Annotated in this window: 13 protein-coding genes, 1 pseudogene and 1 riboswitch; of the genes and pseudogenes, 12 read left to right on the plus strand and 2 right to left on the minus strand. The window is 41.2% G+C overall.

Going from position 1 to position 13,592, the window contains the following annotated elements; translation table 11 throughout:
• From AYJ08_RS04205 to AYJ08_RS04220, 4 genes and pseudogenes are all read left to right on the plus strand, one after another.
• Positions 1 to 436, plus strand: a pseudogene (locus tag AYJ08_RS04205) (GyrI-like domain-containing protein); the annotation flags it as partial.
• Between the two features lie 23 nt (positions 437 to 459).
• Positions 460 to 1,065 (plus strand): GNAT family N-acetyltransferase, encoded by a 606-nt coding sequence (locus AYJ08_RS04210; protein ID WP_064016711.1) that lies wholly within the window; start codon positions 460 to 462, stop codon positions 1,063 to 1,065.
• Between the two features lie 188 nt (positions 1,066 to 1,253).
• On the plus strand, positions 1,254 to 2,123 hold the full coding sequence (locus AYJ08_RS04215; RefSeq protein ID WP_064016712.1) for a DMT family transporter: 870 nt from the start codon (positions 1,254 to 1,256) through the stop codon (positions 2,121 to 2,123).
• A 315-nt stretch (positions 2,124 to 2,438) separates the two neighbouring features.
• Positions 2,439 to 2,813, plus strand: a complete 375-nt coding sequence (locus tag AYJ08_RS04220) for a DUF423 domain-containing protein (protein ID WP_064016713.1) — start codon at positions 2,439 to 2,441, stop codon at positions 2,811 to 2,813.
• A 198-nt stretch (positions 2,814 to 3,011) separates the two neighbouring features.
• Here AYJ08_RS04220 and mgtA read toward each other — a convergent pair whose 3' ends face one another.
• Together mgtA and AYJ08_RS04230 are read right to left on the minus strand one after the other, a co-directional pair.
• On the minus strand, positions 3,012 to 5,615 hold the full coding sequence (gene mgtA, locus AYJ08_RS04225; RefSeq protein ID WP_064016714.1) for a magnesium-translocating P-type ATPase: 2,604 nt from the start codon (positions 5,613 to 5,615) through the stop codon (positions 3,012 to 3,014).
• A 325-nt stretch (positions 5,616 to 5,940) separates the two neighbouring features.
• Positions 5,941 to 6,116, minus strand: a riboswitch (M-box (ykoK) riboswitch).
• A 62-nt stretch (positions 6,117 to 6,178) separates the two neighbouring features.
• On the minus strand, positions 6,179 to 7,336 hold the full coding sequence (locus AYJ08_RS04230; RefSeq protein ID WP_064016715.1) for a 1-propanol dehydrogenase PduQ: 1,158 nt from the start codon (positions 7,334 to 7,336) through the stop codon (positions 6,179 to 6,181).
• Between the two features lie 199 nt (positions 7,337 to 7,535).
• Here AYJ08_RS04230 and AYJ08_RS04235 point away from each other — a divergent pair, with 199 nt between their 5' ends.
• From AYJ08_RS04235 to AYJ08_RS24315, 8 genes are all read left to right on the plus strand, one after another.
• Positions 7,536 to 7,889, plus strand: coding sequence for a BMC domain-containing protein (locus AYJ08_RS04235; RefSeq protein WP_003339475.1), 354 nt, complete (start codon positions 7,536 to 7,538; stop codon positions 7,887 to 7,889).
• Between the two features lie 2 nt (positions 7,890 to 7,891).
• On the plus strand, positions 7,892 to 8,332 hold the full coding sequence (locus AYJ08_RS04240) for a EutP/PduV family microcompartment system protein (protein ID WP_031415199.1): 441 nt from the start codon (positions 7,892 to 7,894) through the stop codon (positions 8,330 to 8,332).
• Positions 8,333 to 8,344: 12 nt separating this feature from the next.
• A complete protein-coding gene (gene eutA / locus AYJ08_RS04245) occupies positions 8,345 to 9,778 on the plus strand; it encodes an ethanolamine ammonia-lyase reactivating factor EutA (protein WP_064016716.1) in 1,434 nt (477 codons plus the stop codon).
• Positions 9,779 to 9,797: 19 nt separating this feature from the next.
• On the plus strand, positions 9,798 to 11,162 hold the full coding sequence (locus AYJ08_RS04250; protein ID WP_064016717.1) for an ethanolamine ammonia-lyase subunit EutB: 1,365 nt from the start codon (positions 9,798 to 9,800) through the stop codon (positions 11,160 to 11,162).
• A 17-nt stretch (positions 11,163 to 11,179) separates the two neighbouring features.
• A complete protein-coding gene (gene eutC / locus AYJ08_RS04255; RefSeq protein WP_064016718.1) occupies positions 11,180 to 12,112 on the plus strand; it encodes an ethanolamine ammonia-lyase subunit EutC in 933 nt (310 codons plus the stop codon).
• A gap of 31 nt (positions 12,113 to 12,143) precedes the next feature.
• Positions 12,144 to 12,797, plus strand: coding sequence for an ethanolamine utilization microcompartment protein EutL (gene eutL, locus AYJ08_RS04260; protein WP_064016719.1), 654 nt, complete (start codon positions 12,144 to 12,146; stop codon positions 12,795 to 12,797).
• Between the two features lie 17 nt (positions 12,798 to 12,814).
• On the plus strand, positions 12,815 to 13,471 hold the full coding sequence (locus tag AYJ08_RS24805; protein ID WP_064016720.1) for a BMC domain-containing protein: 657 nt from the start codon (positions 12,815 to 12,817) through the stop codon (positions 13,469 to 13,471).
• Positions 13,468 to 13,592 (plus strand): hypothetical protein (locus AYJ08_RS24315; protein ID WP_231928999.1); only part of this gene is annotated, 125 nt, incomplete at its 3' end. The genes AYJ08_RS24805 and AYJ08_RS24315, both read left to right, overlap by 4 nt.

Here is a 13,592-nt window from a genome sequence, read left to right on the forward strand (position 1 = left end):
GGTTATGAGTACAAAACGAATTTAAATCATGAACAATATTTTAAGGAAATTCCTACATTCTATACTGATTTTGGAAATAAAGGGTATTATCTTAGGATTCCAAGGAGAAAGTTCACCTACTATGTCATTTGGTATATCGACAAATTTTCATGATGAAGGTCATTTTTCTTTTATTATTGGTGAAGAAGTGATGGAAATAAATACAGAATTAGAAAAGGGTTTCATGAATCTTGAAATTCCCGAGGGTAAATATGCTAAATTCAAGGTCAACGGCACCACTGATTTAGTTCAAAATACGAGAAGATACATTTATGGTACATGGTTACTCAACTCCAACTATGAGAGAAGAGATGGGCCTGATTTTGAGATTACGGATGTCTTGAACTCAAGATATCCAAATGAAATGAAAATGAAAATATATATACCAATCAAATAATAATCTAGAAAGAGATGAATAAAATGAATCTTGGAAAGGTTTTTGGGGATTTTCCAGTATTGGAGTCTGAACATTTACTATTGAAAAAAATAGAACAGGAGCATTTACTCGAGGTCTATACAATCTACGACAATGATAAAGTATTTGCATATTGTGGGATTATTCCTAAGCATAATTTAGAAACTGTAAGGAAAATGATTGACCATTTTGATAGAGATTATCATAAGAAAAGCAGAATTAAATGGGGAATTTTCCAAAAAAATAAAGAAAATAAGCTAGTTGGAATTATGGAATGTATGGATTTCAATCAAAAAGTGAATATGGTATCGATTGGTTACTTTTTGGCAGAGGAGTACTGGGGGAAAGGGATTGCAACTGAATCTGTTGGGGAAATAGTAAGATTTTTATTTGAAGAGGCTGATGTTAATAGAATCCAAGCAGAGATCATGCCTGCAAATCAAATTTCAAAGAAAATTATCGTAAAAAATGGATTTATAAAAGAAGGGTTATTAAGACAAGCTTTTTTATGGTCTGGTAAAGGTGTAGTTGATTTGGAGATATATGGATTACTAAAGAAGGACTACATCAATCGTAGCATAAGGAATATCTCAAATGATGAGGATTTCTGATGAATACATGTTCCATTCGCAACAAAAGTATTGTACGATAAACGAAACGCTTTGAATGGGAGTTGTTAGCTGATGATGTGGTCACCATTATTTGAAAATGATGTACCTGTAGTTATTCTTCCTTAACGGTAGAATAATTCCATCTCCGTTAAGGACAGGAATTGTCCATCTAAAACGGAGGGTACATCATGAAAAAAATATTAGGTTCTTTATATTTATCACTCGCTGCTAGCATTTGGGGCGGGATGTACGTAGTTGTAAAAGCAGTGGTAGACCTCGTGCCACCACTAGAATTAGTATGGTTTCGCTATGTAATTGCCATTTGTGCATTGCTAATGATTGGCGTTATAACAAAACAATCATGGCGGATTGAAAAACGAGACTGGCCATTAATTATCATCATTGGCCTTATTGGAAATACCCTTTCAATCGTGACTCAGGAAGTTGGTACGATGCTTTCTACTGCACAAACAGGGGCCATTATCACTTCAACCACACCTGCATTTATGGTGCTATTTGCGCGTATTTTTTTAAAAGAAAAAATTACGCATAAAAAGGCAATCTCTATTTTTTTAGCAACGATTGGAGTTTGTATTATTGTTGGAAATGGTCATATTGCTTCGTCTCACCAGCTTGGGGGCTTATCGCTGCTTATCGCTGCACTGACGTGGTCACTTATGTCTGTTCTGATTAAACGTGTGCCGGAACAGTATTCACAAATTGTCGTAACGAGCTATGCCATTCTTGTTGCGATTGTTGTTCTAACCCCTTTTACGATTGGTCGATTAGCTAAGCTCGATTTTCAAACCATGACGCATCCAACTATTTGGGGCGGGCTTTTATACTTGGGGGTTATCTCGACTGCATGTGCCTTTTTACTGTGGAATCGTGGACTGCAGCTGCTTAATGCTTCAAGTGGCGGTTTATTTTTCTTTTTCCAGCCAATCGTCGGTACTTTTTTAGGGTGGATATTACTAGGTGAACAGATTGGTTTCTCTTTTTGGGTAGGTACGATATTAATCTTTATTGGTGTACTAATAGTCATTCGCGAAGAATAGACATAAGGAAAAAAGCTGATCGGTGTCATTTGCTGATCAGCTTTTTTGTGTACAACCAACTGTTCTGTCCTTACGTATACAGGTAAGCGCTTTATATGTAAAATGGATGGACTGGTACTTGTACGAATGTAGTGATGCACTACATCATGCATAGAACAAGAGAGCTGACCAAAATCAGTTTATTTTTTCGTCACGCTTTCTCCATGGATTATGGGTCCCTTCTGTTTTTTCCATACAACAAGAGATGCTATGATAGGATCATGCATGCTTTCTGACAAAAAATGAGAAGCGTTAGAGAAAAGTAAGGGGGACTTTATGCTAAAACGTTACGTAACAGCGGGCGCCATACTAGCATTATTAGGTGTAGCCTTGGGAGCTTTTGGAGCTCATGTACTTGAAAAGATGCTAGATGCCAAAAGCTTAGCCACTTTTGAAACAGGAGTACGTTACCAAATGTATCATGCCCTAGGCTTGTTATTCGTTGGGCTGTTAGGGAAGCAAGCAGGGGAAACCGCTATGCTGAAATGGGCTGGTACTTTTTTATTGGCTGGGATTCTCATCTTCTCAGGCTCCTTGTATCTCTTATGTGTAACGGGAGTCAAAATGCTAGGTGCTATCACTCCAATCGGTGGTGTCTGCTTCATGTTAGGTTGGTTGTTTGTGGTTCTGGCAGTGAGAAAGAAATCATAAGAGGAGCACCGGTACAGCTTGTCTTTCATCAAACGTTCGTTTACTGCTAACATATAGATGAATGACCAGAAGCTCCTCAAATGAGTGATATTCGTAAATAATTTACGTACTAGGTAGGTTATCTGCTTTGGGTCCATATGACAGGTAGCTGTGGACCCAAAGCGAAGTAAGTAGCTTTGCCAGAATGTTTTGCTAACCTTATAGCCATTCATTAAAAGTACGAATGTACCATTTTTTTATGAGATGGGTAAGAAGTGCATAGCAAAGTAAGATGCCTACCAGCCAAGGGAAATATTCAAGTGGTAACGGCTGTAATCCAACACTTGCTCCAAAAGTAGAGAATGGAATATAGATACCTGCTATCATCACTATACTAGTTAAAAGTAAAACGGGTAAACTAGCTCGGCTTTGAATAAATGGTATTTTTTCTGTACGAATCATATGCACAATAAGCGTCTGCGACAATAAGCCTTCGATAAACCAGCCAGATTGGAATAAGGATTGATCGGCAATGGTATTGGCTGCAAATACATAATACATGACGAAATAAGTGGCATAGTCGAAGATTGAGCTAATAGGGCCAATGAAAAGCATGAAACGCCCTACCGATTTCGCATCCCATTTTCTTGGAGTCTGCAAAAACTTTTTGTCCATATTGTCCCAAGGAATGGATAGCTGTGAAATATCGTAAAATAAATTCTGAATTAATAAATGAATGGGTAACATAGGAAGGAAGGGGAGAAATGCACTTGAGCCTAATACGCTGAATACATTACCAAAATTGGAGCTAGCTGTCATTTTGATATATTTAATAATGTTTCCGAACGTTCTACGTCCTTCCAGTATTCCATCTTCTAATACCAACAAGCTCTTTTCTAACAAAATGATGTCTGCTGATTCCTTTGCAATATCGACTGCTGAATCCACGGAAATTCCCACATCTGCTTCGCGCAAGGATGCAGCATCATTGATTCCATCCCCCATAAACCCTACCGTGTGCCCTTTGGATTGCAGCACACGAACGATTCTTGCCTTCTGTAACGGATTCAGCTTGGCAAACACGGTTGTTTTTTCGGCTAAATCAGCTAACATTTCATCCGTTACATCATCAATTTGGCTCCCAACAATTACCTGATCAACCTTCAGGCCTAAATCTGTGCAAACCTTACGAGCAACCACTGCATTATCTCCTGTAAGGACTTTAACATTGACTCTGCTAGCATGCAGCTTTTGGATGGCGCTTGCGGCACTTTCCTTTGGTGGATCTAAAAATCCAAGAAATCCAACCAGAATTAATTCATTTTCGTCCTCAATGCTATACACATGATCCCGAAAATCACAAGACTTGATGGCAACGGCGATGACACGTAGACCATCTATGTTTAAATCATGCACCGTTTTCTTCATGTTATCCGCTACTTGTGATGTGAGGGGCATGAGCTGTCCGTTGCTAGATACTTGAGAGCAATGATCCAGGATTTCTTCTACAGCACCTTTGCAGATGAGAATATGCTCTTCATTGTTTTTTAATACCACTGACATGCGACGGCGATGAAAGTCGAAGGGGATTTCATCTATTTTTTGATACTTTTTCTCGATCCCCGTAACATCACTACGGATAGCATGCTCTACGACGGCAACATCCAGCAAGCTTTTTAACCCTGTTTGATGGTAACTGTTCAAATAAGCATATTTCAATACATTCGTATCATCATTACCGTGAATATCTACATGTTTTTCTACAACGATTTTATCTTGTGTAAGTGTTCCTGTTTTATCGGTGCATAGAATATCCATAGCTCCTAAATTCTGAATCGCATTGAGTTTCTTTACGACTACCTTTTTGCGTGCCATGCTAACTGCACCTTTGGCTAGATTAGCCGTTACAATAACGGGAAGCATTTCTGGTGTTAAGCCAACAGCGATGGATAATCCAAAGAAAAAGGCTTCCAACCAATCCCCTTTTGTAAAGCCGTTAATGAAGAAGATAATAGGGACCATAATCAGCATAAAGCGAATCAGGACAAAGGTGATACTGTTGACTCCCTTATCAAAGCTTGTCAATGGACGCTTATCGACCAATGTTTTTGCCATGGAGCCGAAGTAAGTAGAAGAACCGGTAGATATCACTAGGGCAGTGGCGGCTCCGCTTATCACGTTTGTCCCCATATAACAAAGATTGGAACACTCTAATGCGTGAAGAGATGGTTCAACAGTAGCTTGTTTTTCAACGGGGAAGGCTTCTCCGGTGAGAGCCGATTCACTTACAATCAGATTTTTAGAATGAAGGATTCGGACGTCTGCTGGAACAAGATCACCGGCTGATAGGTGAATGATGTCTCCTGGCACTAGATTCTCCATGTCGATCTCTTGTTTTATCGATAGGCGAGTTACAGTAGCAGTGGTTCTGACCATCGCTTTTAGTTTTTCTGCTGTCCGTCTGGAACGGAACTCCTGGGTAAAAGTGATAAGTACACTAATGGAAACCATCGTACTAATGATGATGGATGCTTCCAGATCATCTGAAAAATAAGAGAATATATCTAGCCCAAGCAATATTAGAATAAATGGATTCTTGAAGCATAATAGGAGCTGGATGTACCAGGCTGCCTGTTTTTCTTGGGCAATTTGATTTTGACCGTATTGATTTAATCTCTTATTGACCTCAGATTCTGATAATCCCGTCATAGATGTAGCCAAGGCTTCCATAAGGTTATCGATATTCGAGGTAGATGCGTCAAGAAGACGAGAAGAAATGTCGTGGTTCAACGATGCTTTTGTAATGTGTTTACGTTGTTTCATGGTAGTACCTCCCGAGTGTGAAAAATAGACACAAAAAAACTCTCCCTGTAAAAGAGAGAGCTAGCTGCACTATTTTTCTATGCACTCGCATGTCATGTACACATACTTAAAGACACCCACGTAGTTGGTAAAGGGGGGCGAAAAAAAGAGCATAGCAAACATGTAAGGGCATAGAAAATATGCTTCTCTCTTGTTACAAATGATTGATATAGCTGTTTGCATTGATGACTAGGACTGCCTTCCATGTGGAATCCCCCCTTTACAAAATGAAAAACCCTCTAGGAATAACTAGAGGGTTGGAAATATGCATAGCCAAAAAAAGCATTTTCGCTCCCCCTAGTCGAGTTTTGGCACTATACAACGTAAAGAGAGTAACACAATCTCTTAGCCACCTTAAGAAAAGCCTTAATCCGACAGTTCCTGTTCTACCCATGGGCATCTTTCGATATTTCTGGGCAGTGGCCTATGTTTGTATAGGAGCCTCACCTAACGAGGACTTAATTGTTATAGTGAATGATACTCGTACAATCCAGAATTGTCAATAGCAAAATTAATATTGGTACCTAATTTCCTAAATAAGCCTGTTCAAAAAGATTCCTTAGATCCCCAATGCTAGGGGAACGCGGATTCGTAGTTGTACATTTATCCTTCATAGCTATCTCGGCTAAACTATCCAGCTCCTGATAAAACTCCTCTTTTTTTACTCCTGCTTCTTTTAGAGACGCGGGCATTCCTAAATCCTTTCGAAGCTTTTTCACTGCGATAATCAGATTTTTTACTCCGTTTCGTGTATCAGAGGAGGGCAAATTCAAAAGCTTAGCGATTTCCGCATATTTATTGGCCGCTATGCTGAAATTTCGATCTGTATACCCTTTAATGTGAGCATTGTATTCAATAACGTACGGCAACACGATGCCATTGCTTCTCCCATGAGGAATATGAAACTTGGCTCCAATAATATGCGCCATGCTGTGGCTAATACCCAGTGAGGCCGTATTAAAGGCAAGTCCGGCTATACAGGAGGCATTATGCATTTTCTCACGTGAGAGATGATCTTCCCCATTTCGAAATGATTTTTCTAAGTAGGCAAACACAAGTCGTATGGCTTTCTCCGAGAAGGCGTCCGTAAAGTCTGAGGCAAGCGTAGATACGTAGGCTTCCAGAGCATGCGTTAGCACATCGATTCCGGTATCAGCTGTTATAAATGGAGGGACAGTTTTTACGAGTTCCGGGTCGAGAATTGCTTCGGTTGGGAGCATTTCATCAGAAACAAGCGGGTATTTTACATTTTTAGTACGATCTGTAACAACCGAAAAATTCGTTACCTCAGAACCAGTTCCACTCGTAGTTGGGATGGCGATGAACGTTACCTCTTTTGTAATCGCTTCTTTCTGATTCAGGCGATTTTTAAACAGACAAATTGCCTTTGCTGCATCAATTGCTGATCCGCCGCCTAAAGCGATCACGACATCAGGATCGGCTGCACTCATGACCTGTATACCATTCACGATGTTTTCGAGGGGAGGATCTGGAACGATATTATGAAAAATGGTGATATGTTCGTTTTTTTCCTCTAGCTGAAGCTTTACCTTATCAATCATCCCGGACTTAATCATGAAGGGATCGGTTACCACGAAAATACGTTTATTCTCTATACGCTGAAGACTAGATAAAGCATCTGTCCCGAAATGAATGCTCGTTTTTATTTGGAAATGGTTCATGTCTGTCTCCTTTCAACTCACCATATATCTATCACAGGGTAGGATTCCGATTTCATAGCTTTCTCCTTTTATAAGCAGACATAGTGTTATTCTGTCTTTCATCAGCTTGATTTATTTTAACCATTTTTTCATAAACACATGTTTGACATTGGAGCATACTTTGTCTAGCTAACAATCATAATAACTATGAAGTGTGGTGATGAAGCATATGGAAGAGAAACAACGTGTCATTCAAGAATATGTTCCAGGAAAGCAGGTGACTCTAGCCCACTTGATTGCAAATCCCAATCCCGATCTATATAAAAAGCTGGGGCTTCTCTCTGAAAATATCAAAGCGATTGGAATCCTAACGATCACGCCAAGCGAGGCTTCCATCATTGCAGCAGATGTAGCCACCAAATCTGCGGATGTTTCTATTGGTTTCGTAGATAGATTCAGTGGTTCACTTGTCATTACCGGTGATATCTCAAGTGTGGAATCTGCGCTACGAGAAGTTCTGAAAATGCTCTCTGAAGTCTTACACTTTTCAGCTACATCTATAACGAGGTCATAGCTATGGGAAAAATCATAATGCTAGTGGGTAGGACGGGTTGTGGAAAAACAACTCTGACTCAAGCTCTTATGAATACAAAACTCAGCTACCATAAAACACAGATGATTGAAACTGTAGAAAATATTATTGATACGCCTGGTGAGTATATTGAGAACCGTAATTATTACCGTGCACTTATCGTAACCTCAGCAGAGTGTGATTTGATTGGATTCGTACAAGCTTGCACGGATCAAGCTAGTTTGTTCCCTGTTCAATTTGCTAGCGCCTTTGCTAAACCAGTGATTGGGATTGTTACTAAAGTAGATCGGTGTAATCAAAAAGAAGAGCTGGAGCGTGCCGAACAGTTTTTACGTGAAGCAGGAGCACAACAAATTTTTCATGTGAGTAGCTATGAAAAACAAGGTCTTGAGAAGATCAAGGAATTGCTCGCAGGAAACACTTGAGGTGGTAACAGAATGAAAGAGGAAGTGCTTAGTGTCGGAATAGACATTGGTACATCAACCACACAACTCGTCTTTAGCAAGATTGGCATCGAAAATACAGCATCTGCTTTTGGAGTTCCGCGCATTACGATTGTGGATAAAGAAATTATCTATCGAAGCGATATTCATTTTACTCCGTTACTTTCACAAACCGAGATTGATAGTGACGCGGTTCGCAGGATTGTAGAAAAGGAGTATCAACAAGCACATGTTCGGCCTAATGACGTGCAAACAGGGGCTGTCATTATCACTGGCGAGACTGCTCGAAAGCAAAATGCAAGGGATGTATTGCAGAGTTTGAGTGGTTTTGCTGGAGATTTTGTTGTGGCAACGGCCGGTCCTGATCTTGAATCCATTATTTCGGCAAAGGGAGCTGGAATAGACAAGGTATCAGAAGAGAAGGGGGCTAGTGTTGTCAATTTAGATATTGGTGGTGGTACAACCAATTTAGCTGTGTTTAACGACGGAGAATTGGTGAATACAGGGTGCTTGGATATTGGAGGCAGGCTTATAAAAATCGAACCTTCTACACGTAAAATTACCTACATTGCTGATAAAATCAAGCAGCTTATCTACGAGAGGAATTTACAGGTAAAAGAGGGGGATATAGCTGATATCGAGCAGTTGAGAAAAGTAGTAATCGAAATGGTAAGCCTGCTGAAGCAGTCCGTCAATCTGACACAGCGTACCCCATTTTATTCAACCATTGTAACCCATCATGGGATTGATGATCGGATTCACCCGCAATACATCTCTTTCTCTGGCGGAGTGGCTGATTATGTTTATCATCCGGAAGCAGATGATGTACTAGCTTACGGGGATATAGGAATTTTGCTAGGACAAGCGATTCGCCAATCATCCCTCTGCGAAAAACTGAAATTGGTGCAAGCTGCAGAGACGATCCGGGCAACTGTCGTTGGAGCGGGGACGCATACAACCGAGATAAGTGGGAGCACGATTACATACACAGAGGAAAACTTTCCTATGAAAAATCTGCCTATTTTAAAGCTAACAGAAGAGGATGAATCACAAGGCTTTGCTCATTTACAAAATGTCCTACAGGAAAAATTACGTTGGTTCATCTTAGAAAACGAATGGCAGCCTGTCGCCATTGCTATTCGTGGGAAAAAAAGCCCAAGCTTTACAGAAATTCAGGAGCTTGCCAAAGCTTTAATCGGTGGTATGGAGGCGTTAATAAAAGCAGATTTGCCCTTGGTGGTAATTGTTGAAATGGATTTTGCCAAAGTGTTAGGTCAGACGATGCATAGGCAACTGCAATTTTCGAAAGAGGTTATATGCATTGATAGCATCCGTTTAGAAAACGGCGATTACATCGATATAGGAAAACCACTGGCAAACGGCCGTGTGCTACCTGTAATCATTAAAACTCTAGTATTTCATTCCTAACAGTTATGAGGTGACGGCGTTGAAACTTAAAACAACCCTTTTCGGCAATGCATATCAATTTAAAAATGTGATGGACGTCATGGCAAAAGCAAACGAAGAAAAATCAGGAGATAAATTGGCTGGCCTCGCTGCGGAAAGCTCAGAAGAGAGGGTAGCAGCTAAAATTGTGCTGAGTGAATTTACAATGGCTGACCTGCGGAATAATCCAGCTATTCCTTATGAAGAAGATGAAGTGACACGGATCATTCAAGATGCAGTCAACGAAAAAATTTATAACGAAATAAAGAACTGGACAGTCTCTGAGCTACGTGAATGGATTCTTGATGAAAATACCACAGAGGAAAATATCAAGAGAATTAGCAGGGGGCTAACCAGTGAAATGGTTGCCGCGGTCACGAAGCTTATGTCGAATTTGGACCTTATTTATGGAGCAAGAAAAATCCGTATTCAAGCCCACTGTAATACAACAATTGGCTATGAGGGTACTCTGTCAGCTCGATTGCAGCCCAACCATCCCACAGATGATCCAGATGGAATTACAGCTTCCTTAATGGAGGGGCTTACCTTTGGCATTGGTGATGCTGTTATTGGATTAAATCCCGTAGATGATTCCGTAGAAAGCGTAAGTCGGGTATTGAAGAGATTTGAGGATTTCAAGCAAAAGTGGTCAATCCCTACACAAAACTGTGTGTTAGCTCATGTGACTACCCAGATGGAGGCAATCCGTAAGGGAGCTCCAGCCGACCTTATTTTCCAAAGTATTGCTGGTACTCAAAAAGGAAATGAAGCCTTCGGAATTTCAGGGGACATGATTGAAGAGGCACGTCAGTTGGCTCACAGAGACGGAACGGCAACCGGGCCAAATGTCATGTATTTTGAGACAGGACAAGGCTCTGAGCTATCTTCTGAGGCTCATCATGGTGTGGATCAGGTAACGCTGGAAGCACGTTGCTATGGCTTTGCTAAGAAGTACGACCCGTTTCTGGTAAATACCGTAGTGGGATTCATTGGACCTGAGTATCTGTACAACAGTAAGCAGGTCATTCGCGCAGGTTTGGAAGATCATTTCATGGGGAAACTAACCGGTATTTCCATGGGCTGCGATGCTTGCTATACGAACCATATGAAAGCGGATCAAAACGATATCGAGAATTTGGCAGTTCTTCTATCCACGGCTGGCTGTAACTATTTCATGGGTATTCCCCATGGAGACGATGTGATGCTGAACTATCAAACAACTGGTTATCATGAAACAGCAACTCTTCGTGAACTACTTCATTTAAGGCCGATAACTGAGTTTGAAAAATGGATGGAAAAAATGGGATTCATCGAGAATGGTAAGCTAACAAAACGTGCTGGGGATGCATCTGTTTTCCTAGCGTAAGGAATGGAGGCTAGAGCATGCTTCAAGAAAATGACATCAGAAAAGTAGTAGAACAGGTTTTAGCGGAATTGACCTCCAGTGAAGGCCCAGAGAGAACGGAGGGAAAAATTGAAATTAAATCCGCCAAGCCTCGACCTGAATCTAATGTCGGTGGTGGATGGGTTGTCCAACCGCAGATGCCTTCCGATGGAGCTATTGATGATATTACGAAAATTGATCTAAAAAGCCAATTGCTAGTGCCTGATCCAGTAGATGCAAAAGGTTATTTAAAAATGAAAGAACGCACCCCCGCCCGTCTGGGAATTTGGCGTGCAGGTCCTCGTTATAAGACAGAAACCACGCTTCGCTTTCGTGCGGACCATGCTGCGGCACAGGACGCTGTGTTTTCACATGTAGATGAACAGTTCTTACAAGAGATGAATCTCTTTAGCGTACAGACCCTTTGTAAGGATAAGGATGAATATTTAACCAGACCGGATTTAGGACGAAAAATATCTGAAGAGGGCTTGCAAAAGATTAAGGCAAACTGTCAGAAGCAGCCTCAAGTTCAAATCTATGTGTCTGATGGGCTAAGCTCTGCTGCTGTAGAAGCGAATGCAAAGGATATTTTGCCAGCCATCATACAAGGATTAGAGGGGTATAAAATTCAGGTGGGAACACCATTTTTTGTAAAATTAGGTCGTGTTGGCGCTATGGATCAAATCTCCGAGATACTTGGAGCAGACGTAACCTGTGTATTAATCGGTGAGCGTCCAGGTCTGGTCACAGCAGAGTCGATGAGTGCTTATATCGCCTACAAGGCAACGATTAATATGCCAGAAGCACGCCGCACAGTTATCTCCAATATCCATAAGGGCGGAACACCTCCTGTGGAAGCGGGTGCCCATATTGCTGAGCTGATTAAGACTATGCTGGAGAAAAAAGCGAGCGGAATCGATTTAAAACTATAAACTCCCCATTGTCCTTAGGAGGGAATTTTGAATGAAGAATGATGCACTTCGGGCGAATGTGTTGAGTGTAAAAATCATCCCAAATGTGGCTCCCGATATGATAAAAGCATTTCAGCTACAACCCAATCAAAAAAGCTTAGGGATTATAACGGCTGACAGCGACGATGTAACCTATACTGCTTTGGATGAAGCGACAAAGGAGGCAGCCGTTGATGTCGTATATGCCAAATCAATGTATGCAGGAGCTGCCAATGCCAATTCGAAATTGGCGGGAGAAGTAATAGGAATATTGGCTGGTCCAAATCCAGCAGAAATTCGAAGTGGCTTACATACAGCGGTCGACTTCATTCATAATGGAGCTCATTTTATCAGTGCTAATGATGATGATTCTATCGCTTACTTTGCTCATTGTGTTTCTCGACCAGGAACGTATTTGTCCAAGATGGCAAATTTAGAGGATGCAGAAGCTATTGCTTACCTGATTGCACCTCCTTTGGAAGCAATGTATGCCCTTGATGCTGCCTTGAAAGCAGCCGATGTTAAGCTGGCGACATTCTACGGTCCACCCTCGGAGACCAACTTCGGTGGTGCATTGCTAACAGGAAGTCAATCCGCTTGTAAGGCAGCATGTGATGCATTTGCCGAGGCCGTCCAATACGTTGCCGAAAATCCCCAGAGTTATTAAGTAAATAAGGTGATCCTATGAGAAAAAATGCTTTAGGACTCATTGAGGTAAAAGGGCTGTTAGCGTCTATAGAAGCAGCAGATGCAGCCATGAAGGCAGCTAATGTTACCTTGATTGGGTTGGAGAAAATAAAAAATGGCTTTGTTACCGTAAAAATTACAGGAGATGTGTCAGCGATTACCGCTGCTGTGGAAGCAGGGGCAGAAGCAGTGGATAGAGTTGGCACACTAATTTCTAAGCATGTGATCTCAAATCCAGATGATAACTTATATCGAATGGTGGAACAGCCGAATAGCTTACCATTCCAACCAAGAAACCGCAGGCTGGCAACACAAATTACCCAAACACCTTCACAGACAAAGGAGCTTGGAAAATCGGGAAAATCAAAAACAACCGAAGAGCTACAACACCTTGATAGTGAATTGCTACCTGCTCAAAGCGAGCCTCTTGCGGATACAGCATCGGCACCGTTGACTAACTCGGATAACGCCACCAACCTACTACCTGAAAGTCAGGCAGAGCAGCAGCTAAAGAAAATGACAGTTGGTGAGCTAAGAGAGGAAGCGAAACGACTAGGAATCGTGAAGATTAACAATAGGCAAATGAGACAGGCCAAAAAAGCTCAGCTTGTTCAGGAGATTACCAAATTGCATAAAGAAGGGGTAAATACATGATGCTTTCTGATAAAGACTTACTTTCCGTACAAGAAGTAAGAAATCTGATAAAGAGATCGAGTATGGCTCTAAAGACTTTGAGTAAGATGTCCCAGGAACAGATTGATTCCATTGTAAAAGC

It is taken from the genome of Brevibacillus sp. SKDU10, assembly GCF_001645205.1.
Lineage (GTDB): Bacteria > Bacillota > Bacilli > Brevibacillales > Brevibacillaceae > Brevibacillus_B > Brevibacillus_B halotolerans.